This is a genomic window from Pseudomonas sp. CFBP2511 (genome assembly GCF_030209255.1).
GTDB classification, from domain to species: domain Bacteria; phylum Pseudomonadota; class Gammaproteobacteria; order Pseudomonadales; family Pseudomonadaceae; genus Aquipseudomonas; species Aquipseudomonas avellanae.
The window spans coordinates 190,534-214,312 of sequence record NZ_JARVSI010000001.1 but is presented as its reverse complement, the minus strand read 5'-3'; the positions used below and the strand labels follow the sequence as shown (position 1 = coordinate 214,312).

Sequence of the window (23,779 nt, the reverse complement as noted above, 5' to 3'; positions counted from 1 at the left end):
TGATTGGTGGTCTGGAACTGTCAGGGTAGTTCGGGGTTCTGGAATGTTCGTGCTGGTGGTCGGGTCGTACGGGCCAGTCGATGACCGGCTTATACGTTATTGGACGCACGCCTGGTTCACTTCGCCAGGTAGCGCATACCGTCTTCCAGACCTTGCAGAGTCAACGGGTACATGTGTTGCTCAATCAAGTCGCGCACAATATGGGTGGACGTGGTGTAGTCCCAGGCGTCCTTGGGGTAGGGATTGATCCAGATGACTTTCTTGAACTTGGCCATGAAGCGTTGCATCCACACATAGCCTGCTTCTTCATTCCAGTGTTCGACGCTGCCGCCGGGCTGGGTGATTTCATAAGGTGCCATCGAGGCATCGCCGATAAAAATCACTTTGTAGTCCGCGCCGTATTTGTGCAGCAAATCCTGGGTGGCGGTGCGCTCCGAGCCACGGCGCAGGTTGTTCTTCCACACGGTTTCATAGATGAAATTATGAAAGTAGAAGTACTCCATGTGCTTGAACTCGGTCTTGCAGGCCGAGAACAGCTCTTCACAGACCTTGACGTGCGAATCCATCGAGCCGCCGATGTCGAACAGCAACAATAACTTGATGGTGTTGCGCCGCTCGGGGCGCATCTGAATATTCAGCAGGCCGGCATCGCGTGCGGTGTGGTCGATGGTGCCGTCGATATCCAGTTCGTCTGCCGCCCCCTGGCGGGCAAACTTGCGCAGCCGCCGCAGGGCGACCTTGATGTTGCGTGTACCCAGGTCAACCTGATCGTCCAGATTCTTGTACTCGCGCTGATCCCAGACCTTGACCGCCTTGCCCTTGCGTTCCCCGGCGTCGCCGACGCGAATGCCTTCCGGGTTATAACCGCCCGAGCCGAACGGGCTGGTGCCGCCGGTGCCGATCCACTTGTTGCCACCGGCGTGGCGTTCCTTCTGCTCCTCCAGGCGCTTCTTGAACTCATCGATAAGCTTGTCCAGGCCACCCAGCGACTGGATTTGCGCGCGCTCTTCGTCGCTCAGCGAGCGCTCGAATTCCTTGCGCAGCCAGTCTTCCGGGATCAGCGCCTGCAAGTGATCGTCGAGCTTTTCCAGACCGTTGAAGTAGGCACCGAAGGCGCGGTCGAACTTGTCGAAATGGCGCTCGTCCTTGACCAGAATCGTGCGTGCAAGAAAGTAGAACTCATTGATGTCGGCAAAGATAACCCGCTGTTTCAGGGCATTGATCAGGTCCAGCAGTTCACGCAGAGACACCGGCACCTTGGCCGCGCGCATTTCGTTGAACAGGTTGAGCAGCATGGCTGTCGCCCTTTTACGTGGCAGGGTGGATAAAGACGATCAACGATTGCCGCGACGGCTCATGAAGGCCAGGCGTTCCAGCAGGTGCACGTCCTGCTCGTTCTTGATCAGCGCCCCGGCCAGCGGCGGGATCGCCTTGGTCGGATCGCGCTCGCGCAGCACCGCTTCACCGATGTTGTCGGCCATCAGCAGTTTCAGCCAGTCCACCAGTTCGGACGTCGAGGGCTTCTTTTTCAGGCCGGGCACTTTGCGCACGTCGAAAAAGACGTCCAGTGCTTCGCTGACCAGGTCTTTCTTGATGTTCGGGTAATGCACATCGACGATGCGCTGCAGAGTTGCCCGGTCCGGGAAGGCGATGTAGTGGAAGAAGCAGCGACGCAGGAAGGCGTCCGGCAATTCCTTCTCGTTATTGGAGGTAATGATGATGATCGGGCGCTTTTTGGCTTTGATCGTTTCATCGATTTCGTAAACGTAGAACTCCATCTTGTCGAGTTCCTGCAACAGGTCGTTGGGGAACTCGATGTCGGCCTTGTCGATCTCGTCGATCAGCAGAATCACCCGCTCATCGGACTCGAACGCCTCCCACAGCTTGCCTTTTTTAAGGTAATTGCGCACATCGTGGACCTTGTCGACGCCCAGTTGCGAGTCGCGCAGACGGCTCACGGCATCGTATTCGTAGAGGCCCTGATGCGCCTTGGTGGTGGACTTGATATGCCAGGTGATCAACCGTGCGCCGAAGGACTCGGCCAGTTGCTCGGCCAGCATGGTCTTGCCGGTGCCGGGCTCACCTTTTACCAGCAGTGGGCGCTCCAGCGTGATCGCCGCGTTGACTGCCAGCTTGAGATCGTCAGTGGCGACGTATGCCGGGGTGCCTTCGAACTTCATGATCAATCCTTATCGTTTGGGAATGCCCAGCCTGTCGGCGCTGACAACGTAACAGGGGCAGGAGATGCGCGGACTATAACGTGGCTGCCGGACGACTGTGAATGCAGGCGTCTTATTCAGTTCTTGAATGGTGCGTCACGCTGTGACCGGGTAAAAATTGTAACGCTGCTTCTGGTATGGCTGATTTTGGCGATACTGTTCGCGTACAGCTGGAGCGTCGAATGGCCTGAACTGGACATCCAGATAGACGCGGATACTTTGGTTTCCTGCAGTTAAGTCAACGCCGCCCCGATGAAAACAAGTGGGTTTTCATCAGTTGGCGCGTTTGAGAAAACCACTAGCCCCCCTTACTGCTCTCATACCGCGCATTGAACGCCTGCACGAACGCATTGCGCAGAATCTGCAGAAACGCCTGGAAGCCGCTGATGTCCTGCTGGTGGACGCTGCCGCTCAGGTCGACTCGGGTGGCGAACTGGTTTTCGCGCTGGTTTTTCAGCACTGTTTCGCTGGTGCCGACCAGCGCTTCCCAGATCGAGCGGAAGACGCCTTTGTCCTTGTTTTGCACATCCTGCTGCCAATTGAACACATCGACATTGCGCAACAGCGGTTTAATGTAGCCGCTGAGCTGGCCTTTGTTGGCTTGCGCCTCGATCACGACGTCGCCGTCACCGGCATTGAAGTCGAATTTGGCGTAGGCCGAAGAGAAGTCATTGAGCTTCTTGAGCTGAATGCCGGTAGCCCGAAGGCGGAAGTCAAAGTCCTCGAAATTGCTGAACGGGTCGAACCTGGCCGTGCTTTCCAGATCGGCATGGCCCAGCAAGCGCGCCTTGCCTTTGAACTCGGCATCGCGGTTGCCCTCGACGTCCACCACATTGGTCAGGTTATAAAAGCTGGCATTGACCTGATCCGCCTCGATTTTCACCTTGGGCGTGGAGTTGAAATTGTTGAAGGTGATGCGCCCATTGTCGATCCGCAGTTCGTTGAGGGTAATGGGCAACAGCTTGTTCATCTGGGTACGCCAGTCAGTGCCCTGACCGGTCTGCGAGGCCTGCTTGTTGTTGCCACCGTCGACAAAGTTGATCTGCGGGTTGGTGAACAGTGCCTTTGCCACTACGGCATGGTCATACCAGAGCGAATGCCAGCTGACGGCCAGCTCGATCATCGGCGCGTCGAAGAACGGCACCGGAACCTTGCCGTCGGTCTTGACGATTTTCAGGCCCTTGATCCGGTAGGCGCCTCGCCACAGTGCCAGATCCACGTCGGTCACCTCGCCCCGGTACTCGCCCATGTCTGCCAGCTTGTCGTTGAGATAGTCGCGTACCACGTAGGGCAGGGCGATATTGATAGCGATCAGCAGCACGACCAGAGCGGCCAGCGTCCATAGCGGCCAGCTGTAGCGACGTTTCATGACACGAGTCTCCTGTTTCAATGAAAGGATTGACTGCACGCGCGAGCATCCGTTCGGTCAGACTGGACGCCCAAAGGCTGGCGGCATAGGCTTTGGTTCTTTAACCGATGTGTACAAGGACACCCTCATGAGCCGTATCTACGCTGATAACGCCCATTCCATCGGGAACACACCGCTGGTGCAGATCAACCGTATCGCGCCGCGCGGTGTCACCATTCTGGCCAAGATCGAAGGGCGTAATCCGGGCTATTCCGTCAAGTGTCGGATCGGCGCCAACATGATCTGGGACGCTGAAGCCAGCGGCAGGCTCAAGCCCGGCATGACCATTGTCGAACCCACCTCTGGCAACACCGGGATCGGTCTGGCATTCGTTGCCGCCGCTCGCGGTTACAAACTGATGCTGACCATGCCCGCTTCCATGAGCATAGAACGTCGCAAGGTGCTCAAGGCGCTGGGGGCTGAATTGGTGTTGACCGAGCCAGCCAAGGGGATGAAAGGCGCGATTGCCAAGGCCGAAGAGTTGCTGGCTGGCGATCCCGAGACATTTTTCATGCCTGCCCAATTCGACAACCCGGCCAACCCGGCCATCCACGAGAAAACGACCGGCCCCGAAATCTGGGCTGATACCGACGGCACCATCGACGTGCTGGTAGCCGGCGTCGGGACGGGCGGGACTATCACCGGTATTTCCCGATATATCAAGCACACAGCGGGCAAGCCGATCCTGTCGGTCGCCGTAGAACCCGACAGTTCGCCGATCATCACCCAAGCCATGGCCGGTGAAGAAATCACGCCTGCTCCGCACAAGATTCAGGGCATCGGCGCGGGCTTCATTCCGAAAAACCTCGACCTGTCGGTTGTTGACCGGGTAGAGCGCGTCACCGACGATGAGTCCAAGGCGATGGCCAGGCGCTTGATGCAGGAAGAGGGCATCCTGTGCGGAATCTCCTGCGGCGCAGCAATGGCGGCTGCCGTTCGTCTGGCTGAAAAGCCGGAAATGCAGGGCAAGACTATCGTCGTTATTCTCCCAGACTCCGGCGAGCGTTACCTGTCGAGCATGCTGTTCAGCGATCTTTTCACTGACCAGGAGCTGTCGCAGTAACACATCTTCGCACCTGTGTACTTCATGCGGGCAGCGCAAGGGTTTATGATGGCCACCTTGCCAGACGCTGGACGATTCTCTCTGTTCGCCCGGCGCTTGTGGCCCCTTATTCAGAATCCTGCATCAGTACTGCCCGCGTGACGTTTGGCGTTATCTGCCTGCTTCAAGGAGAGCTTCATGACCTTTTCATTTGTTGCCAAGGCATCGATCCTGATGCTGTTCCTCGGCAGCACGCTTTACGTTCACTTGCGCGGTCGGGCTCGTTTGCCCCTGTTGCGGCAGTTCGTCAATCATTCGGCATTGTTCGCGCCTTACAACGCCCTGATGTATCTGTTTTCCCGCGTACCGTCCGAGCCGTATCTGGACCGCAGCAAGTTTCCTGAGCTGGATATCCTCAAGGACAACTGGGAAGCCATCCGCGACGAAGCCATGCACCTGTTCGATGAAGGCTATATTCGTGCGGCCGAAAAAAACAACGACGCCGGTTTCGGTTCGTTCTTCAAGAAGGGCTGGAAGCGTTTCTACCTGAAATGGTATGACAAGGCATTGCCGTCTGCCGAAGCGCTGTGTCCCAAGACCGTCGAACTGGTCAACAGCATTCCCAACGTGAAGGGTGCAATGTTTGCCCTGTTGCCAGGCGATAGCCACCTCAACCCGCACCGCGATCCGTTTGCCGGCTCCCTGCGTTATCACCTGGGCCTGTCTACCCCGAACTCCGATGCCTGCCGGATCTTTGTCGATGGCAAGGAGTATGCCTGGCGCGACGGTGAGGACGTCATGTTCGATGAGACCTACGTGCACTGGGTCAAGAATGAAACCACCCAGACCCGGGTGATTCTGTTCTGCGACATCGAACGTCCGCTCACCAACCGCTTCATGACCCGGATAAACCGCAGCGTCAGCGCCTTTCTGGGGCGCGCGACGGCACCGCAGAATCTGGATGACGAGCGTGTCGGCGGGATCAATCAGGCGTATGCGTTCAGCAAGCGTTTCAGCGACGGTTTCAGTGGCAAGGTCAAACAGTTCAAGCGCGCCAACCCCAAGGCCTATCGCGTCTTGCGCCCGGTGCTGGCCGTGGTGGTGCTGACATTGCTGGGTTACTGGTTGTTTGGTTAAGTAGCGGCTTTGATGCGGTTGTTCGCTGTCGCGGCGAACAACCGTAAGCCCTTTCTCAGTCCAGATTCACATGCCGGCTCAACAGTGCTCGCAGCGCTGCTGGCTTGACCGGCTTGGGCAGGTAATCGAGCCCGGCGGCATGCACCTGAGCAATCAGCTCCGGCCTGCCGTCGGCGCTGATCAACACGCCCGGCACCGGTTGACCCAGACGGGTGCGTAGCCAGGCCATCAGTTCTGTGCCGGTTTCACCCTCATCGAGGTGGTAATCCACCAGCGCAATCTGTGGCCGCACGCCATTGTTCAGCAGCGCTTCGCACTCCTGACGATTGCGGGCGGTCCAGACCTGGCAGCCCCAGCGAGTCAGCAGGCTGTTCATGCCGATCAGGATGCTGTCTTCGTTGTCGATGCACAGCACTTGCGTACCGTTCAGTGCGGGTCGGCTGACTTCGGTCTGCAGTACCGGCATCGGTGCCTGCGCGGCGGCCAGCGGCACCCGCACGCTGAACACGCTGCCCTTGCCGGTCCAGGAGCGCACCTGCAACGGGTGCTCGAGAATGCGGCACAAGCCATCGGCAATCGCCAGCCCCAGGCCCAGCCCCTTGGCTGCATGGGTCTTGTGGCTGTCGAGGCGCTTGAACTCCTCGAATATCACTTTGCGCTTGTCTTCGGGAATCCCCGGCCCACGGTCCCAGACTTCAAGGCTCAGGCTGTCGCCGCAACGCCTGACGCCCAGCAGAATCGGTCCTTTGGCATAGCGGAAGGCGTTGGTAAGGAAGTTCTGCAGGATCCGACGCAGCAGCTTGATGTCACTGTCGATGCGCAGCGAGCTGCCCCGCACGCGGAATTTCAAACCCTGCTCCTGAGCCAGCGCCTTGAACTCGGCACCCAGCGTGTCATACAACGCGTTGAGCGAAAATGGCTGGCAGTCCGGGGTGATCTTGCCGTTTTCCAGGCGGGATATATCCAGCAGGTCGCTGATCAGGTCCTCGGCAGAACGCAGCGAGCTGTCCAGGTGCTGCACCAGTTGCTGCGCTTCACTGGAAATGTCGTCCTGCTGATGCGACAGCGCAGCGGAAAACAGCCGTGCCGCATTCAACGGCTGCATCAGGTCATGGCTGACCGCTGCCAGAAAACGGGTTTTCGATTCATTGGCCGCTTCGGCAGTGCCCTTTGCTTCGGTCAGCGCCTGATTGAGCTGCGACAGCTCGTGGGTACGGGCGGCCACGCGCTGTTCAAGGCTCTCATTGACGCCTTTGAGCGCCTGCTCCGCTGCGCGGAACTCGGTAATGTCGGTGAAGCTCATGACAAAGCCGCCGCCCGGCATCGGGTTGCCGATCAGTTCAATTACCTGACCATTGGGGAACAGGCGTTCGGAAGTATGAGCACGGCCCTGGCGCATCCAGTGCAGGCGCCGCGCCACGTGAACTTCCGCCTCCCCAGGCCCGCACAGCCCGCGCTCGGCGTTATAGCGAATGATGTCGGCAATCGGCCGACCAACGCTGATCAGGCCTTCGGGGTAATTGAACAGTTCCAGATAACGACGATTCCAGGCCACCAGCCGCAACGACTGATCGACCACACTTATGCCCTGGGTAATGTTCTCGATGGCGCCTTGCAGCAATGCACGGTTGAATTGCAGGACTTCGGAAGCCTCATCGGCGATGCGCACCACGTCTTCAAGTTGCATGTCACGGCCTTCGATGGCCGCCTTGACCACGGCGCGGGTCGACGACGTGCCCAGTACGCCCGCCAGCAGGCGTTCGGTGTGCGCGATCCATTCACCGTCGGCATTGAGGCTGGGGTTGAAGCCCTTGCCCTGCCGGTAGGCGAAGCGAATAAAGCTCTGGCGTGCCCGGTCTTCACCGACGAAGCGTGCCGAAAGGCTCAGCAGGTCTTCGATCTGCACCGACAGTAGTGGGCGGCTGTAGTCACGGCCCTGGGTTTCCTGACCGATGAAGCGACCCGCCTGCCAGTGCTCGGAAACGCGGGTGCGCGACAACATCGACACCCAGGCGAACAGCGTGCAGTTACCGGCCATCGACAGCACCACGCCTTGCGTCATGGGCGAAATGGGCAAGTCAAACGGGTTGCTGTGCAACCATTCCAGCAGCGGAAAAGTGCTCAGCGACCAGCCCATGCCATGCGCTGCCACCGGCAGCACGAGGGTGTAGAACCAGATGAATATCCCTGCCGCCAGCCCCGCAAACACGCCACGACGATTGGCCTGCTTCCAGTACAGCGCGCCGAACATGGCCGGTGCCAGTTGAGTGATCGCGGCAAAGGCGATCTGGCCGATGGTGGCCAGGCTCGCGGTCGAGCCCAGCATCCGGTAACTGACATAGGCCAGCAGCAGGATCATCACAATGCTGATGCGCCTTACCGAGAGCATCCAGTAACGAAACGCTTCAAACGGCCGTTCGGTGTTCTTGCGGCGCAGCAGCCACGGCAGCAGCATGTCGTTGGAAATCATTGTCGACAGCGCCACGCAGGCCACAATCACCATGCCGGTTGCCGCCGAAGCTCCACCAATAAAGGCCAGCAGCGCCAGTGACGGGTGAGCATGCGCCAGCGGAAGGCTGATCACGAACGAATCGGGCAGCATGGAGGCAGGCAACAACATTTGCCCGGCCAGCGCTATCGGCACCACGAACAATGCCGCCAGCGCCAGGTAGGCAGGAAACACCCACTTCGCCAGATTGAGGTCCTGAGGCTCGATGTTTTCGACCACTGTGACGTGAAACTGCCGCGGCAGGCAGACGATGGCCATCATTGCCACGCCGGTCTGCACGAACATCGACGGCCAGTTGATGGTGTCTTGCCAGTATTCCTCAAGACGCGGTGCGAGTTTGGCCTGATTGAACAGATCATCGAAGCCGTCATACAGACCGAACGTGACGAACACGCCAACCGCCATGAACGCGAACAACTTGACCAGCGCTTCAAAGGCGATGGCCAGAACCATGCCACGATGGTGTTCGGTGACGTCCAGGTTGCGCGCACCGAAGACGATGGTGAACAGCGCCAGAATCAGCGACACCACCAGCGCCGTATCCTGGGCGCGGGTGCCGGTGGAGTCCGCCACCGCACCGATCAAAATATTCACGCCCAGCACGATGCCTTTCAACTGCAGGGCGATATACGGCAGCATGCCGATCAGGCAGATCAGCGCCACCATCACCGCCAGAGACTGGGACTTGCCATAGCGCGCCGCGATGAAGTCAGCAATGGAGGTGATGTTTTCCTGCTTGCTGATCAGCACCATCTTTTGCAGCACCCAGGGCGCCAGCACCATCAGCACAATCGGCCCCAGATAAATCGGCAGGAACGACCACAACTGTTCGGCGGCCTGACCCACCGCGCCGAAAAACGTCCAACTGGTGCAATAGACGGCCAGCGACAGGCTGTAGACCCAGGCGCGCATGGTCGGGCGCAGCGATGCGCTGTAGCGGTCGCCATAGAAAGCGATCGCGAACATGATGGCCATATAGGACAAGGCAACGGCCGCAATCAGCCCGCTGGACAGCGACATATCGAATTCCACACCGTATCAATAGCGCGCAGTCTCGCACGATGCACTCGGTTCGTCTTTGTCGACCAAGGTCGAGCGTGGCGGGGTGTCGCAGCGGCCTTGTCAAAGGCGTCTGCAAAGAAGATCAGTGCGGCGTAGTGTGTAAAAAGAAATGTCCTATCGACATTCGCTGTCGTTACGTCTTCAATGTGCCTCGGATTGGCGGTTGCGTCAGTTCGCCCCAGCCTCTCAGGACCACGGACGATGAGCCAACAGTCACAATTCAGCTTGCTCGGGAAACGTCGTTTCCTGCCTTTTTTTATCACGCAGTCCCTCGGGGCGTTCAATGACAATATCTTCAAGCAGTCGTTGATTCTTGCGATCCTTTACAAGCTGAGCATCGATGGTGATCGCTCTATCTACGTCAACCTGTGCGCTTTGCTGTTCATTCTGCCGTTCTTTCTGTTCTCGGCGCTGGCCGGGCAGTTCGGCGAGAAGTACCCCAAGGACAAGCTGATCCGCATTATCAAGTTCGCAGAGATCGTCGTCATGGCGGTCGGGGCTGCGGGCTTTCTGTTCAATCATCTGGAGTTGATGCTGGCAGCCCTGTTCGCAATGGGCACGCACTCTGCGCTGTTCGGGCCGGTCAAGTATTCGATTCTGCCGCAGCACCTGCGCGAGACTGAGCTGGTCGGCGGCAACGCGCTGGTCGAGATGGGGACTTTTCTGGCGATCCTTGCCGGCACCATCAGTGCCGGGGTGATGATGTCCTCCTCTCACTACGGCTGGATAGTGTCGGCGGCGATTGTGCTGGTCGCGTGTCTTGGTTTTGTGGCCAGTTTTGGTATTCCGAACGCCGCTGCCGCTTCGCCGGAAATGAAGCTCAACTGGAACATTTTCACCCAGTCCTGGGCAACCCTGCGCATGGGGCTGGGGCAAACTCCCGCCGTTTCGCGTTCGATTGTCGGCAACTCCTGGTTCTGGTTTGTCGGTGCGATCTACCTCACGCAGATTCCGGCTTACGCCAAAGAGTGGATGTACGGTGACGAAACAGTCGTCACGCTGATCCTGACGGTGTTCTCTGTCGGTATCGCACTGGGCTCGCTGCTGTGCGAGCGGTTGTCCGGGCATAAAGTCGAGATCGGGCTGGTGCCGTTCGGCTCGATGGGCCTGACAATCTTTGGTTTGTTGCTGTGGTGGCATTCCGGTGGTTTCCCGCAGAACGTGCAGGCCAATGACTGGCTGGCGATCCTTTCCTACGGGCAGGGCTGGCTGGTGCTGTTCGACATTCTGGGCATCGGCGTGTTCGGTGGCTTCTACATCGTGCCGCTGTATGCACTGATCCAGTCCCGTACGCCGGTGAAAGAGCGCTCACGGGTCATCGCCGCCAACAACATCCTCAACGCGCTGTTCATGGTGGTTTCGGCGATTGTTTCGATCCTGTTGCTGAGCTTCGCCAAACTGTCGATTCCGCAGCTGTTCCTGGCGATATCGCTGATGAACATCGCCGTGAATATCTACATCTTCAAGATCGTCCCCGAGTTCACCATGCGCTTCATGATCTGGCTGCTGGGCCATTCCATGTACCGCGTCGAGCACCGGGATTTGAACCGGATACCTGACGAGGGCGCGGCATTGCTGGTCTGCAACCATGTGTCCTTTGTCGATGCATTGCTGATTGCCGGTGCGGTGCGGCGACCGATCCGCTTTGTGATGTATTACAAGATCTACCAACTGCCGGTGCTCAACTTCATCTTCCGCACTGCCGGGACCATCCCGATTGCCGGGCGCAACGAAGACATGCAAATCTACGAGCAATCGTTCAAGCGCATTGCCCAGTACCTCGCGGAAGGTGAGCTGGTGTGCATCTTCCCTGAAGGCAAGCTGACCACCGACGGTGAGATCAACGGCTTCAAGAACGGCATGAGCCGCATCATCGAGCAAACCCCGGTGCCGGTCATTCCGCTGGCACTGCAAGGCCTGTGGGGCAGCTTCTTCAGCCGTGACCCGAGCAAGACCCTGTTCCGCCGCCTGTGGTCACGCGTGGTGCTGGTGGCGGGTGCGCCCATACCCGCCGATGTCGCGACGCCGGTGGATGTGCGCGAAGAGGTGAAAGCGCTGAGAGGGAAAGTGCAGTAGCGTTTACGCTCTGTACAACTGACGTGCCAATCACTTCGGATTGGCACGATGGCCAAAGGTGACCTGAGCTGGAACCCACATCCACCTGACCTCGCAGAACCGCTGTGTGACGCGGAGCGTCACGAACTGCACTCCCACGCGGAGCGTGAGGAACGATAGTCAAAATCGCATTAACTACCACCGAAATGCTTTTCAACCGCGGTGGCACAGACGACGCAGAGTGCGACGTAAGTGACGGCTGAGTCCTGGCGCTGATCCGGGGGTAGCCTGGCAGGACGCCAGGCTAGCCGCACCGGGCCATGGATGGCCCGTTGCGGCGACCCCCGGAGCAGTGACAGGGCGAAGGAACCCGACGAAGTCGGGCCGGAAACGGAGCTGGGACTTTGCTCACTTTGGTCCCTCAAAGTGAGTCGCCGAGGGGCGAAAAGGTGACCTGAGCCGAACCCCGATCCACCTGACACCGCAGAACCTCCGTGTGACGCAGAGCGTCACGAACTGCATTCCCACGCGGGGCGTGAGGAACGATAGTCAGAGGGGCGAAAAGATGACTTGAGCCGAACCCCAATCCACCTGATGTCACAGAACCGCTGTATGACGCAGAATTCCCACGCGGAGTGGGAACGACAGTCAACTGGCATCAACGAGCGGACGTATTCTCTTCCTCCGGCATCTTCCTGAAATACGTCGACAGCAACGCCCCGGAAATATTGTGCCAGACACTGAACAGCGCACTCGGCACCGCCGCCAATGGCGAGAAGTGTGCGCTGGCCAGTGCCGCGCCCAGGCCGGAGTTTTGCATGCCGACTTCCAGCGCCAGTGACTTGCGTTGCGCCAATGGCAGCTTGAAAACCTTGCCGGTGAAATAACCCAGCAGAAAACCAAACGTATTGTGCAGGATCACCACCGCCATGATCAGCAGGCCCGACTTGGCAATTTTCGCCTGGCTGGCGGCGACCACCGCGCAAACGATCATCACGATACTCACCACCGAAACCAGCGGCAGCACGTCCACGGCGTAGCGGACCCGCGCACCTAGCAGGCGCTGCGCAACCACGCCAAGCAAAATGGGCAGCATGACCAGTTGCAGGATCGACCAGAACATATCCAGAAATGACACTGGCAGCCAGGCCGACGCCAGCAACCAGATCAGCGTCGGAGTCAGTAAAGGGGCGAGCAGGGTGGTGACCGCAGCAATCGCGACAGCCAGTGCCAGATCGCCCTTGGCCAGCCAGGCCATGACATTGGACGACGTACCGCTTGGGCAGCAGCCGACCAGAATCACCCCTACGGCGATTTCCGGTGGCAGCTGAAACACCTGACACAGCAACCACGCCACGCCCGGCATGATGACAAAGTGCGCGACCACACCCAGCGCCACGCGCCACGGGTTACGCGCCACCTCGGAAAAGTCTTCCAGCTTCAGGGTCAGGCCCATGCCGAACATGACCAGCCCCAGCAGCGGTACGATCCAGCCTTTCAGGCCGATGAAAACCTGCGGGAACATGAATGCGAGGATGGCGAACAGCAGCACCCAGTAAGCAAAGGTATTACCGACAAACCGACTCAAGGCTGCCAAAGCGCGCATGGTCTGTTCCTTATTGTAAAAATCAGGTGTGAAATGAATGCGCCGTCTGAGAAGACGGCGCGGTGTTGCAGGCAGCAGCGTTAGGAGATCAGATCCCCTGCGGGATTTCTTCGCCGCCCAGCGCCTCGAACAACTCGGGAAGGAACTCGCCGAACGTCAGCATCATCAGCGTGAAGCTGGCGTCCAGTTGACCCAGTGCCTCTTCACCGCCGTCCTGCTCCGCCTGATCCTGCAGCAGGTCTTCGAACTTCAGGCGTTTGACGACCATTTTGTCATCCAGCACGAACGACAGCTTGTCCTGCCAGGCCAGCGACAGCTGGGTGACGACCTTGCCGGTGTTCAGGTGCAACTGGATTTCGTCGCTGGTCAGGTCCTGACGCTTGCAACGCACGATGCCGCCATCTTCGTGGGTGTCGCGCAGTTCGCACTCGTCCAGCACAAAGAAGTTGTCGGCCGCTTTCTGGGTCTTGACCCAGTCGGTCATGGTCGCACTTGGCGAAACCTTGACGGTCAGCGGGCGTACCGGCAACGAGCCAATCACTTCACGCAGGGTCGACAGCAGGTCTTCGGCGCGCTTGGGGCTGGAAGCGTTGACCAGAATCAGGCCTTGCCTGGGTGCGATGGCGGCGAAGGTCGCGGAGCGGCGGATAAAGGCGCGCGGCAGGAACGCCTGGATGATTTCATCCTTGAGCTGATCGCGCTCTTTTTTGTAGACCTTGCGCATCTGCTCGGCTTCGATCTCGTCGACCTTTTCCTTCAGGGCGTCGCGTACGACGCTGCCCGGCAGAATGCGTTCTTCCTTGCGTGCAGCGATCAGCAGGAAGTCCTGACTGATGTGTACCAATGGTGCGTCTTCGCCCTTGCCGAAAGGCGCGACAAAACCATAGGTGGCCACCTCCTGGCTGGCACAGGCGCGGGCCGGTTTGGTCGCCAGTGCTGTCTCCAGCGCTTCGGCGTCGAAAGGCACGTCTTGGGTCAGGCGATAGATAAGCAGGTTTTTGAACCACATGAGGTGAATCTCTCTTTCTATACAAAGGCGGGCATTATTCGCTCCTCAGCCGCTGGGGCCAACCCTGCACAGAGCGTTTGTAAGCCTTTGGAAGGATTATAAAAATTATTTAAAAAAGTGCTTGCCAGACTATAGGTCGCTCCGTAGAATGCGCGCCACACAGAGAGTGAAGGGTGATTAGCTCAGCTGGGAGAGCAGCTGCCTTACAAGCAGCGGGTCGGCGGTTCGATCCCGTCATCACCCACCAACTCGCTTTTAGTGTTACGCGCAGCGGTAGTTCAGTCGGTTAGAATACCGGCCTGTCACGCCGGGGGTCGCGGGTTCGAGTCCCGTCCGCTGCGCCATATTCAGCTTCAAGGCCCTTGAACTCCTTGAAGCAAACAGAAAGCCCGCCTTGTGCGGGCTTTCTGCTTTTCGCCGTTCAGAAACTTTCTGCTCGCCCTCGATGTGCATGGCTTCACGCTTTGATCCTCAATCATGTAAGACTCTTTCTTTCTCGATGTAAGTTATTTCCTTATTTATTGAAATTGCATAGTCATTCATTAATGTAGCCTGTTTAGCCCTTGATTTCTTCTCTTTACTGGTATTAGCTGAGTTGGTTAGTTTGATGCATCAAGCCGTTGGGCTACTGAACATCAAATCCCTCACACTCAAAAAGTTGCCAAATACTGGCGACTTGGTACTGTATCAAGTAAAGGAATGCATATGAAAAGTCGTTTAACCTTGTGGGTGGGTATCACCGCGTTGACCCTGTCTGTAAGTGCTTTGGCCAAGCCAGTGCTGCACACCGCCACGATCGACCAGCACGGCAATGTCGTTGCGCAGTCGTCCCCGTGGATCAAGTCCGTAAGTTACAGCAGCCAGAAAGATTACTTTGCAACTTATAAAGTCTTGTTCAAGGAAGGCCAGTTTAAAAAGTCTCCTGGCTTCTGTTCCGTGTCGTCTATTGATACCAGTGATCATGAGCGTCTGTTCTACGGTCACGCCAAGTTGGGCGGCGCCGCTACAGCAGAGGAAGTCAATGTATTGGGCCTCATGGTGGGCAAGCGCGGTGCTTCGGGTGATTCTTCGATGAGTTTTCAGCTGGCTTGCAGCAATTGATCGAGTGAGCCTCGTCGTGGGCGGGGCTTTAGCCGGAAGCTGAAGCTCGTCAACTGTCCGGCTTTCCATCCACCGCATTTGCGCAGATCATTCGTCCATTCCCTTACAAGAACGGACGTGTCATGAACCTACCTCTGCAAGGCATCAAGGTGGTGGAGCTGGGGCAACTCATAGCCGGACCTTTTGCGGCGAAGATCCTTGCCGAGTTCGGCGCCGAGGTCATCAAGGTCGAGCCGCCGTTGACCGGTGACCCGCTGCGCAAGTGGCGTTTGCTGCACAACGGCACCTCCGTATGGTGGGCGGCGCAGTCGCGCAATAAGCAGTCGGTCACCCTCGACCTGCGTCAACCCCAGGCGCAGGAGATGGTCCGCCGACTGATTCGAGACGCCGATGTGCTGGTCGAAAACTTCCGTCCCGGTACGCTTGAGGGCTGGGGGCTGAGCTGGGAAGACCTCCATGCGCTCAACCCGAAGCTGATCATGCTGCGTGTTTCGGGCTACGGGCAGACCGGCCCTTATCGTGACCGGCCGGGGTTTGGCGTGATTGGCGAGGCGATGGGCGGTTTGCGGCACCTGTCGGGTGAGGTCGGGCGTACACCGGTACGTGTCGGCGTATCGATAGGTGACTCGCTGGCAGCGTTGCATGGCGTGATCGGCATTCTGCTGGCCCTGCGTCACCGTGAGCAGAACGCCGGGGAAGGGCAGCAGATAGACGTCGCGCTGTACGAGTCAGTGTTCAACATGATGGAAAGCCTGATTCCCGAGTACTCAGTGTTCAATACGGTGCGCGAGCCGGCTGGCAGCAGTTTGCCGGGCATCGCACCGACCAACGCCTACCGCTGCAATGACGGCAAGTACGCATTGATTGCAGGTAACGGCGACAGCATCTACCGTCGGCTGATGGAAAAGATCGGTCGCCCGGACCTGGCCAATGATCCCCAGCTTGAACACAACGACGGCCGGGTCAGGCACTTGGCGCGCATCGATGCCGCCATTTCGACGTGGACTGCCGAGCGATCTCTGGACGATGTGCTTGCTGCGCTCACCGACGCGCGTATCCCTGCAGGCAAGATTTACGACGCTGCCGACATCGCCAGCGACCCGCATTATCAGGCGCGGGACATGTTGCTGCAGAGCGCGCTGGACGATGGCACGCCCGTCACCGTGCCGGGTATCGTGCCTAAACTGCAGGACACGCCGGGGCAGATAAGATCGCCCGCGCCGACATTGGGTCAGCACACCGATGCGGTTCTGCAAGCCCACGGTATCGATGCGGCGACTCGCGAAGAATGGCGTCGGCTTGGCATTATCTGATCCAAAGCATGGCTGCTATCGTAAGCAGAACTCCATTCCAAAACGGAGCTGATCCCGTGATTGATCATCTGGACCACATTGTACTGACCACCACTGACGTTGACGCCTGCAAGGATTTCTACGTGCGCATCCTGGGTATGACCCCTGAGCGCTTCCGTCAGGGGCGCCTGGCGTTTCGCTTTGGCAATCAGAAAATCAACGTTCATGAGCGTGGCAAGGAGTTCGAGCCCAAGGCCCACTTGCCGGTGCCGGGTGCACTGGATTTATGTTTCATCGCCAGCATCGCGCTGGAAGAGGTGATAGCGCATCTGCAGGATCAGGAATGGCCCATTGTCGAAGGTCCGGTCGAGCGTACCGGGGCAACCGGGCCGATCCGCTCGGTGTATGTGCGTGACCCTGACCTGAACCTGATCGAGATTTCCGAACTGGCTGATCCACGCACCTGATTTATCTTCCAGGGCGTTTTGCCGGTCTTGATCGGGTTGTCCCGTAGCAAGCCCGACACTGACGTCAAATCATCAGCACCCTTTGTCGGCCGCCCCCGCCTTGGGCACGAAGGCCGCTTTTTCGCCCGGTTTGGTGATGATGTAGGCGCGTCGCCAAGGCTGGTCATCAAGCAGCTTCCAGCGATGGCCTGGGCCTGTAGTGTCCTGTGCCAGCAGTACTTCCCCGGGGTGCAGCACAAAATTTTCTCCACCGGTGGTGGAAAATTCGAGGGTACCGGAAAGGGTGATCACGTATTGCTCTTCTGGCGCGGCGTGCCAGTCGTATTGCGAGTGCGCCGGGGTTTCCTTGAAGTGCAAGGCGCTGACATCGGTCATGACCTTCTGGTCAATCGATCCTTCGATGACGTGAGACAGGTTGTCGGGCCCTGTGCACAGCCTGAAAGCCTTGATTCCCTCGGTCACAACGATGGGTGGTTTTGCGGCGTGGGCCGCGCTGACCGGCAGCATCACTGCGGCAGCGAGTGCGGCACAGCCGGCCAGCTGGCGCGCGTTAGGGATCTTCAGACTAAATCGAGCGGTCGATGGCATAAACATGTTCCTGAACGCGACAAACTGCATGAGCCCTGATTGCCAGTTGCGATAGCTGGCGCAGGGTTTGGGCAGATTCGCCCACGCAGCGAATCGAACCACATCCCGGAACGCTTAAAAATTATCTTTAATTTCATGTTGATGAGCGTCGCTCAGGCGATCTGTTGTCGTATTCATCCCCTCTGTCGTATTCATCTATGTCACTTGCCGGCTCAGCCTTCCTTACGCTCATGGCTCTCTATAGTCAGGCTCAAGGAGCTGTAAACATGCACCTCAGAACAAAACGCATCAAGCGATCCGTCGGTGACGAAGAACACTCCTCCATGCCGGCGCTCAGCGCAGCATTCGATCATCCTGATGATGCGGCTCGTTACGCTCATGAACGAATCGGCAACCGGCGAGACCGTGAGTACGGCGGTTTCATTCTGGTTCGTGACGACGGCAAGTACGTCGCGACCGAGCCAATGAACGGCAGTGAGTTCAGCTTCGACCCCAACGAAGTGTTTCCGCGCAATGATCAGGAGGGTTATGTGGTCTACCCGCAAGGGCACAACGATTACGCGGTCTACCACTCTCATCCGGCACTTGAAGCCGGTTTGCCTGAGTGGTCGGAAAGTGAAAGGGCTACTTATCCGAACAGTTTTTCGGTCGGTGATATCTATGCAGTGATCGATGATCAGGATGTCTGCCCGGCGAGTTATCTGTCCGGGCCTGACGGGTCATTGATCAAGTACACAGTGTCCCGTTCTGCGGCCGAAAAGCGGCTGTTCAAACGCGTAGCCGGCCCGGCAAGCATGCCGAGCCTCAGTACGCTCAGTCAGGTTCACAGAGCGCTGCAGAACCTCACGCTCATGCCCAGTGATGTGGTTCGTCTGCTGGCGCGTGCGGGGCGTCTGGAGGTCGTCGTGCCCAGCCGCCTGTGGGGCAAGGTCGGCAAAGTGACCGGCGACTGGCGGCCTTACTCTGATAAGGAGGGTGCCGATACGGCGGTTGTCAGGTCGCCCGCCGTCTGCGAGGCAGTGTGGCCGCCCAAGGCGCTGAGCCTGAGCGGCGAGTTCGCGCATGCCGATGACGCCGCACGTTATGCCCACGGAAGGCTCGATGCGCGCATTCATTCGCAGGTCATCGGTTTTCTGCTGTTCAACCCTGTGAGACGGACCTACCGGATTGCGGAGCCGATTCTTAAAGAGGGTAATCCGGTCTATGCGCCTTGCTCGGTCTTCCACCCGGATGCTTATTATCGGCCACCTCTGCCTGCCGGTTACCGTATTGACGGGATGTATTTTTCTTCCGCCAATCTGGCCGCGGAAGGCGGGCGCAGCGAGCAGCGTCCGTTCTTCGAGCCGGATGACCTGCATCGCGTGTTCAGTTATCGACACAAACCTGCAAAGCGTCCCAAGGATTTGCCCATTCGCTATGGGTTCGAGATGTCGGCAATCTATTTTTCTGCCCTCGATGGCGCGTTGCTCAGTTACACGCCCAGCCATTCGGAGCAGGAACTTGAGCTGTCGCGGCGCGTATCGCGGGTGTATTCAGGGGCTGAGTCCATTCAGGCGCAACTCGCTGAGGGCTTGATGGGGGCGCAGGACTATGTCCGTCTTGTTGCGGGTGCCGGTCATCTTCGCGTGTTGCAGACCAGTGAGCGCTGGCCTGTTGCCGGGTTGGTCAGCCCGGTGCAGTGAGTCTTCTGCATCAAACCTGCGCGTTACACAGATGAGTCACAAACTGAACTGCGACTGAACAATCCAGTGCCGATCCGGGAAAACCTTTGGATACCTGAACTTATCGGCCTTTTCTCCCTCTCATGCCGGTAGCCATTGATCGCGGCGGCCTGATAAGCTCGCGGCTTTACTCGTTTGCCCTTTTGGCGCATGAACAAGGAATTAGCATGAAACAGCATCGGTTGGCAGCGGCGATTGCCCTGGTCGGTCTGGTACTCGCAGGTTGTGATAAGCAGGCCAGCACCGTAGAGCTGAAAACTCCAGCACAAAAAGCGTCTTATGGCATCGGTCTGAACATGGGCAAAAGCCTGGCTCAGGAAGGCATGGATGATCTCGATTCCAAGGCTGTAGCCCTGGGTATCGAAGACGCCGTCGGCAAGAAAGATCAGAAACTCAAGGACGAAGAGCTGGTTGAGGCCTTCTCTGCGCTGCAGAAGCGTTCCGAAGAGCGTCTGGCGAAGATGAGTGAAGAAGCATCGGCAGCCGGCAAGAAGTTCCTCGAAGAGAACGGCAAGAAGGATGGCGTGGTTACCACCGCTTCCGGCTTGCAGTATCAGATCATCAAGAAAGCTGATGGCGCTCAGCCAAAGCCGACTGATGTTGTGACTGTTCACTACGAAGGCAAGCTGATTGACGGCAAGGTGTTTGACAGCTCCGTTGAACGCGGCAGCCCGATTGATCTGCCGGTTGGCGGCGTTATCCCGGGTTGGGTCGAAGGTCTGCAACTGATGCACGTAGGCGAGAAGGTCAAACTTTTCATCCCTAGTGATCTGGCTTACGGTGCCCAGAGCCCGAGCCCGGCGATCCCGGCCAATTCGGTTCTGGTCTTTGACCTCGAATTGCTCGGCATCAAAGACCCGGCGGCTGCTCCGGCTGTTGGCGCTGACGCCGACGAAGAAGAAGACGCAGCACCTGCTGCATCGGCTCCAGCCAAGAAGTAACACAGCACCTGGCTACAGAAAACGCCCTGTCTCGACAGGGCGTTTTTGTGTCTGGCTTATTTCCCGAACGCTTGGTCATTCGGACAGTCCCACTATCATGGCAGCTGTGCCAGCGGGTCTGCGTATTGTCCGACAGTCCGTCAAGATGAATGCGCATGCTTAAATGGTGACGGCAGGTCAACGTTTTTTCGGGACTTTTTTGTGAGTAAAAAACGCCCGATTTGACTGCGGCCCCCCGAAAACGGGGGCTTGAGGCGGGAAAAAAGCGGCTGTTCACAAGGTTATCCACAATTATTGTGGATAACCTTGTGTCAGCGCTTGTATTAATAGCCAGGCGGGGCCGCAGGGGCTTCGTCTATCGACAGAGTTTTGCTGAGCGGGAGTGGGTATGAAAGCACCGTGGAATTTGATCCGTTATCTGCCCGGAGCCCGGCGTCTGTTGGCAGCGGGGCGGCTGCCGGGGCTGTTGTTTGCGGTGGCACGCAAGGGCAACAGTGAAGGCAATCGTCTGGGCAAGCTCAAGGAAGACCTGCGTTTGCTGCAGGCCCTGTGTCTGGCCTACTGGCGTGGCGAGTACCGAAGCATCAGCCCCAAGGCGATTTTGTCCATCGTCGCGGGCCTGATGTATTTTCTCAGCCCGCTGGACGCGATTCCTGACTGGATTCCTGGCTTGGGAATGCTCGATGACATTGCCGTACTGGCCTGGGTCACCAAGCACCTGAGCGACGAGCTGGATGCTTTTCGCGCTTGGCGGGCGCAGCAATCGCCCGAAAAGCTGATCGTGGTCGAGCAACTGCCCAAGACTCAGGCGCTGCTGGAAAAAGAGCGGGGTGGGGTATAAGTCTCACGGATTGAACACTGGCCATAGCGTTCCACTGTTAAGATGCCAACCTATGAATCAAGCCTGATCAGTAGGCGGCCGTGTAGTGCAAGGTGACTCTATGGATCTTCAAGTGATTTCTCGTGACGGGGAGCCTGAATATGCAGTGCTGCCGTGGGCCCAGTATCAGGCGTTGCTCAAGGCCGCCGGGCTGTCGGGCAAGCGGGGTGCACAAGCGGCTTCTGAGCCGCCCGGCAGCGCCGCCAGCGAACTTCCAGGTTTTGACCAGTTGGGTGCCCTGCGTGAGGCCAAAGGCCTTGAAGTGGCCAGCCTGGCCCGTACCGTCGGCATCAGCCCGTCCTACCTGGAACTGATCGAAAACGGCACGCGTGAACCCGACGCTGCGATCAAACGCAGCCTGGCATGGGAGTTGGGCGTTGCGGGCTGGCGAGGTGAGTCGTGAGCGTGCGCATCAGTCGGCAGCACTGGGACGGGCTGCTGAATGAGCTCACACAGGCGCGTCGGCAGCGTCATTTGCTGACCTATCGCGCCTTGCTGGAGCGCCTGCAACTGCCCACCCCGGCGATGCAGACGCTGACGGCGGCCCTTGAACATCTGGCCGCCATGGACGCCCGCGCAGAACAACCCCTGCGCAGTTCGCTGGTGATCAGCCAGGGCGCAAGCCGACTGCCACGCCCGGGCTTTTTCGAGTGCGCCGAGCGCCTCGGGCGCTTCTCTGGCCCGTCGGACGGCATCGCCGCTGCATCGTGGCACGCCTCGGAAGTGGTTCGAGTGTTCGAGTACAGCTACCCGGAAGTGGAAGTGCAGTAGGGCCGTTATCGTGGAGGGTCACGTCCCGAATCTTCAGTGGCTATATCGGCCCCTTCGTGAGCAAGCGAAGCGTCGCCCGGCTACTCCCACAGATGCAGCGAATCTGTGCGAGCTTGCTCGCGAAGGCGGGCTGACCTGATCAGTGGGTATTCAGTGCGTGCACAGGCCTGTTCGTAAGCAAGCCCATCTCGTCTGCCCTCACGCCTGCATCAGTAGATCCATTCGTGTCGAGTCGATGACATGAATGCTCGCGCCAGCCACGTCTTTGGCGAAGTGTTTGGCTTGTGAGGCCAGATCGGCCAACTGGCTGGCGTCGATATAGGCGCAGCTCTCTTCGTGCAGGTGCACCACGCCAATCGACAGCGACAGCAGCGGGAAGTCCTGACGCTGCCCCTGACGATTAAGGGCGATGAAGCAGCCGGCTTCCAGGTGTTCTGCGCGGTAGAACCGGCGGCACTGGTTCTGGAAGTCATCCAGCAGGTTTTTGAGACGCCGTTCCCAGTCCTCGAAGCCTAACACCATCAGAAAGTCATCCCCGCCGATATGCCCGACAAAGTCCCGGCTCGGATCAACGCGATCATTCAGGCACTGCGCCAGGCACAGCAGCACTTCGTCTCCACGGGCGTAACCGTAGATGTCGTTGAAGGGCTTGAAGCTGTCGATGTCCACGTAACAGATCATCGACTCACGGCCCTGTTGCAGCAGGCGGGTCAGGCATTGCTGGATCGGCACGTTGCCAGGCAGCAGGGTGAGCGGGTTGGCGTATCGCGCCTGCTGGATCTTCATCTCGGTAATCAGCTTGAGCACATCGATCACCCGGCCGAGCCCCAGATAGGCGCCGTTGGCGGTAATGATGAAATCCTCTTCGATGCGCTGCCGGGCACGGCTGGTCAGCAAGCGGCTGACCTGCTGCAATGACTGGCTGACTTCGACCGCCAGAAAGTCATCGCTCATCAGGCGGCTGATCGGTTTACGGGCAAACAGCTCGGTGCCGAATGGCTTGAGCAGGGCTTCGGACAGCGAGTGCCGATGGACAATCCCGCAGGGCCTGGCTTCATCATCCAGCACCGCCAGTGAATTGAGGTTGGCCTGCCTGCGGAACGCCTCAAGCACTTGTGCAGTGGGCGTGGATTGGCTCACCGAAGGCTGCGGGTTGAGCAGGGCAGAAAGGTCGGCTGCTTCTTCGTTCAACGGGGCGCTGGCGGTTTCTGCCTTGGGCAGCATGGTTCGGGTGTCGCGTGGCGGACGCTCCTGCGGGCGCGCCAGCAGATAGCCCTGAACCAGGTCCACGCCCATGTCTTTCAGGGCTGCCAGTTCTTCCGGCAACTCGATGCCCTCGGCGATCACGGTCGCGCGGGAAGCCTTGGCCATTTGCAGCATGGAGCCGACGAACTCGCGTTTCACCGCATCCTGGTGAATGCCGTCGATAAAGTGCCGATCGATCTTCACGTAGTCCGGGCGCAGTTCCGACCACAGCCGCAAGCTGGAATAACCCGCGCCCAAATCGTCCAGAGCAATTGAAAAGCCCATGTCACGGTAGTGGTGCAGTGCGTTGTACAGCAGGTCGAAATCATCGGTGGGCATCTGCTCGGTCAACTCGATCACCACATCCTTGGGCGCGATCTGGTAACGGCGCAGCATTTCCAGCGTGCGGCCCGGCGGATGAGAGGTTTCCAGCAGTGATTCGGGAGAGACGTTGAGAAACAGCTTGCCCGGCAATTTCTGCTGACTGAAACGACGGCAGGCGCTTTCACGGCAGCTCAATTCAAGCTCACTCAGACGGCCCGCCTGACGGGCAATCGCGAACAGGTTGAGGGGCGAGTGCAGCGGGCTGTTGGACGGGCCGCGCGTCAGGGCTTCATAACCCAGAATCCGGCGCTCCGACAGCGAGACGATGGGCTGGAACAGGCTGTGCAAATCACTACGAGCCAGAATGGAACTCAGTGCGCTCAGCTGTTCAGTGATGGTCAT

General features: G+C 58.6%; 19 protein-coding genes and 2 tRNA genes. 13 read left to right on the top strand and 8 right to left on the bottom strand.

Annotated features, from left to right (window positions below):
• Positions 1-116: 116 nt before the first annotated feature.
• From QRN38_RS00955 to QRN38_RS00945, 3 genes are all read right to left on the bottom strand, one after another.
• The gene (locus QRN38_RS00955) at positions 117-1,295 is read right to left on the bottom strand and encodes a vWA domain-containing protein (protein WP_054089997.1); all 1,179 of its coding nucleotides are present in this window, start codon (positions 1,293-1,295) and stop codon (positions 117-119) included.
• A 39-nt stretch (positions 1,296-1,334) separates the two neighbouring features.
• Positions 1,335-2,180, bottom strand: coding sequence for an AAA family ATPase (locus QRN38_RS00950; RefSeq protein ID WP_005770425.1), 846 nt, complete (start codon positions 2,178-2,180; stop codon positions 1,335-1,337).
• A gap of 337 nt (positions 2,181-2,517) precedes the next feature.
• On the bottom strand, positions 2,518-3,588 hold the full coding sequence (locus QRN38_RS00945) for a DUF748 domain-containing protein (RefSeq protein WP_005770427.1): 1,071 nt from the start codon (positions 3,586-3,588) through the stop codon (positions 2,518-2,520).
• Between the two features lie 127 nt (positions 3,589-3,715).
• On the opposite strand from QRN38_RS00945, the gene cysK reads away from it, so the two are divergent.
• Together cysK and QRN38_RS00935 are read left to right on the top strand one after the other, a co-directional pair.
• Positions 3,716-4,690, top strand: coding sequence for a cysteine synthase A (gene cysK / locus QRN38_RS00940; protein WP_054089996.1), 975 nt, complete (start codon positions 3,716-3,718; stop codon positions 4,688-4,690).
• 177 nt (positions 4,691-4,867) lie between these two features.
• The gene (locus QRN38_RS00935; RefSeq protein ID WP_003383332.1) at positions 4,868-5,806 is read left to right on the top strand and encodes an aspartyl/asparaginyl beta-hydroxylase domain-containing protein; all 939 of its coding nucleotides are present in this window, start codon (positions 4,868-4,870) and stop codon (positions 5,804-5,806) included.
• Between the two features lie 55 nt (positions 5,807-5,861).
• On the opposite strand, the gene QRN38_RS00930 is transcribed toward QRN38_RS00935, so the two are convergent.
• Positions 5,862-9,335 (bottom strand): hybrid sensor histidine kinase/response regulator, encoded by a 3,474-nt coding sequence (locus QRN38_RS00930; protein ID WP_054089995.1) that lies wholly within the window; start codon positions 9,333-9,335, stop codon positions 5,862-5,864.
• Positions 9,336-9,578: 243 nt separating this feature from the next.
• On the opposite strand from QRN38_RS00930, the gene QRN38_RS00925 reads away from it, so the two are divergent.
• Entirely contained in the window at positions 9,579-11,453 is a 1,875-nt protein-coding gene (locus QRN38_RS00925; protein ID WP_044392495.1) for an MFS transporter, read from the top strand.
• Between the two features lie 637 nt (positions 11,454-12,090).
• Here QRN38_RS00925 and QRN38_RS00920 read toward each other — a convergent pair.
• A complete protein-coding gene (locus tag QRN38_RS00920; protein ID WP_057417819.1) occupies positions 12,091-13,038 on the bottom strand; it encodes a bile acid:sodium symporter family protein in 948 nt (315 codons plus the stop codon).
• Positions 13,039-13,126: 88 nt separating this feature from the next.
• Positions 13,127-14,047 (bottom strand): recombination-associated protein RdgC, encoded by a 921-nt coding sequence (gene rdgC, locus QRN38_RS00915; protein WP_005770437.1) that lies wholly within the window; start codon positions 14,045-14,047, stop codon positions 13,127-13,129.
• A 171-nt stretch (positions 14,048-14,218) separates the two neighbouring features.
• Between rdgC and QRN38_RS00910 the strand changes: the two genes are divergently transcribed.
• From QRN38_RS00910 to QRN38_RS00890, 5 genes are all read left to right on the top strand, one after another.
• Positions 14,219-14,294: transfer RNA gene (locus QRN38_RS00910), tRNA-Val, on the top strand.
• Between the two features lie 20 nt (positions 14,295-14,314).
• Positions 14,315-14,391, top strand: a tRNA-Asp gene (locus QRN38_RS00905).
• Positions 14,392-14,752: 361 nt separating this feature from the next.
• On the top strand, positions 14,753-15,148 hold the full coding sequence (locus QRN38_RS00900) for a hypothetical protein (RefSeq protein WP_005770439.1): 396 nt from the start codon (positions 14,753-14,755) through the stop codon (positions 15,146-15,148).
• A 122-nt stretch (positions 15,149-15,270) separates the two neighbouring features.
• Positions 15,271-16,461, top strand: a complete 1,191-nt coding sequence (locus tag QRN38_RS00895; RefSeq protein WP_057417820.1) for a CaiB/BaiF CoA transferase family protein — start codon at positions 15,271-15,273, stop codon at positions 16,459-16,461.
• A 56-nt stretch (positions 16,462-16,517) separates the two neighbouring features.
• Positions 16,518-16,907: a VOC family protein gene (locus QRN38_RS00890; RefSeq protein WP_005770444.1), complete on the top strand. Its 390-nt coding sequence runs from the start codon at positions 16,518-16,520 to the stop codon at positions 16,905-16,907.
• A 72-nt stretch (positions 16,908-16,979) separates the two neighbouring features.
• Here the strand turns inward: QRN38_RS00890 and QRN38_RS00885 are convergent, their stop codons facing one another.
• Positions 16,980-17,495, bottom strand: a complete 516-nt coding sequence (locus QRN38_RS00885) for a cupin domain-containing protein (protein WP_057417821.1) — start codon at positions 17,493-17,495, stop codon at positions 16,980-16,982.
• Between the two features lie 266 nt (positions 17,496-17,761).
• On the opposite strand from QRN38_RS00885, the gene QRN38_RS00880 reads away from it, so the two are divergent.
• The 5 genes from QRN38_RS00880 (at position 17,762) to QRN38_RS00860 (ending at position 21,808) form a co-directional block, all read left to right on the top strand.
• Entirely contained in the window at positions 17,762-19,177 is a 1,416-nt protein-coding gene (locus tag QRN38_RS00880) for a DUF4329 domain-containing protein (protein ID WP_057417822.1), read from the top strand.
• Between the two features lie 206 nt (positions 19,178-19,383).
• Positions 19,384-20,157, top strand: a complete 774-nt coding sequence (gene bamJ, locus QRN38_RS00875; protein WP_005770450.1) for a BamJ family beta-barrel-assembly machinery protein — start codon at positions 19,384-19,386, stop codon at positions 20,155-20,157.
• A 388-nt stretch (positions 20,158-20,545) separates the two neighbouring features.
• Positions 20,546-20,998 carry a YkvA family protein gene (locus tag QRN38_RS00870; RefSeq protein ID WP_005770452.1) on the top strand — a complete coding sequence of 151 codons (453 nt, stop codon included), beginning with the start codon at positions 20,546-20,548 and terminating at the stop codon, positions 20,996-20,998.
• Positions 20,999-21,098: 100 nt separating this feature from the next.
• Positions 21,099-21,440, top strand: a complete 342-nt coding sequence (locus QRN38_RS00865) for a helix-turn-helix domain-containing protein (RefSeq protein ID WP_005770454.1) — start codon at positions 21,099-21,101, stop codon at positions 21,438-21,440.
• Positions 21,437-21,808: a hypothetical protein gene (locus tag QRN38_RS00860; protein ID WP_005770456.1), complete on the top strand. Its 372-nt coding sequence runs from the start codon at positions 21,437-21,439 to the stop codon at positions 21,806-21,808. The genes QRN38_RS00865 and QRN38_RS00860 overlap by 4 nt, the downstream gene beginning before the upstream one ends.
• 198 nt (positions 21,809-22,006) lie before the next feature.
• Here QRN38_RS00860 and QRN38_RS00855 read toward each other — a convergent pair whose 3' ends face one another.
• Positions 22,007-23,779 (bottom strand): bifunctional diguanylate cyclase/phosphodiesterase, encoded by a 1,773-nt coding sequence (locus QRN38_RS00855; RefSeq protein WP_005770458.1) that lies wholly within the window; start codon positions 23,777-23,779, stop codon positions 22,007-22,009.

Coding starts and splice junctions, on each gene's coding strand:
- QRN38_RS00955 (WP_054089997.1), bottom strand. CDS start 1,295: ATGCTGCTCAACCTGTTCAACGAAATGCGCGCGGCCAAGGTGCCGGTG.
- QRN38_RS00950 (WP_005770425.1), bottom strand. CDS start 2,180: ATGAAGTTCGAAGGCACCCCGGCATACGTCGCCACTGACGATCTCAAG.
- QRN38_RS00945 (WP_005770427.1), bottom strand. CDS start 3,588: ATGAAACGTCGCTACAGCTGGCCGCTATGGACGCTGGCCGCTCTGGTC.
- cysK (WP_054089996.1), top strand. CDS start 3,716: ATGAGCCGTATCTACGCTGATAACGCCCATTCCATCGGGAACACACCG.
- QRN38_RS00935 (WP_003383332.1), top strand. CDS start 4,868: ATGACCTTTTCATTTGTTGCCAAGGCATCGATCCTGATGCTGTTCCTC.
- QRN38_RS00930 (WP_054089995.1), bottom strand. CDS start 9,335: ATGTCGCTGTCCAGCGGGCTGATTGCGGCCGTTGCCTTGTCCTATATG.
- QRN38_RS00925 (WP_044392495.1), top strand. CDS start 9,579: ATGAGCCAACAGTCACAATTCAGCTTGCTCGGGAAACGTCGTTTCCTG.
- QRN38_RS00920 (WP_057417819.1), bottom strand. CDS start 13,038: ATGCGCGCTTTGGCAGCCTTGAGTCGGTTTGTCGGTAATACCTTTGCT.
- rdgC (WP_005770437.1), bottom strand. CDS start 14,047: ATGTGGTTCAAAAACCTGCTTATCTATCGCCTGACCCAAGACGTGCCT.
- QRN38_RS00900 (WP_005770439.1), top strand. CDS start 14,753: ATGAAAAGTCGTTTAACCTTGTGGGTGGGTATCACCGCGTTGACCCTG.
- QRN38_RS00895 (WP_057417820.1), top strand. CDS start 15,271: ATGAACCTACCTCTGCAAGGCATCAAGGTGGTGGAGCTGGGGCAACTC.
- QRN38_RS00885 (WP_057417821.1), bottom strand. CDS start 17,495: ATGCCATCGACCGCTCGATTTAGTCTGAAGATCCCTAACGCGCGCCAG.
- QRN38_RS00880 (WP_057417822.1), top strand. CDS start 17,762: ATGCACCTCAGAACAAAACGCATCAAGCGATCCGTCGGTGACGAAGAA.
- bamJ (WP_005770450.1), top strand. CDS start 19,384: ATGAAACAGCATCGGTTGGCAGCGGCGATTGCCCTGGTCGGTCTGGTA.
- QRN38_RS00870 (WP_005770452.1), top strand. CDS start 20,546: ATGAAAGCACCGTGGAATTTGATCCGTTATCTGCCCGGAGCCCGGCGT.
- QRN38_RS00865 (WP_005770454.1), top strand. CDS start 21,099: ATGGATCTTCAAGTGATTTCTCGTGACGGGGAGCCTGAATATGCAGTG.
- QRN38_RS00855 (WP_005770458.1), bottom strand. CDS start 23,779: ATGACCATCACTGAACAGCTGAGCGCACTGAGTTCCATTCTGGCTCGT.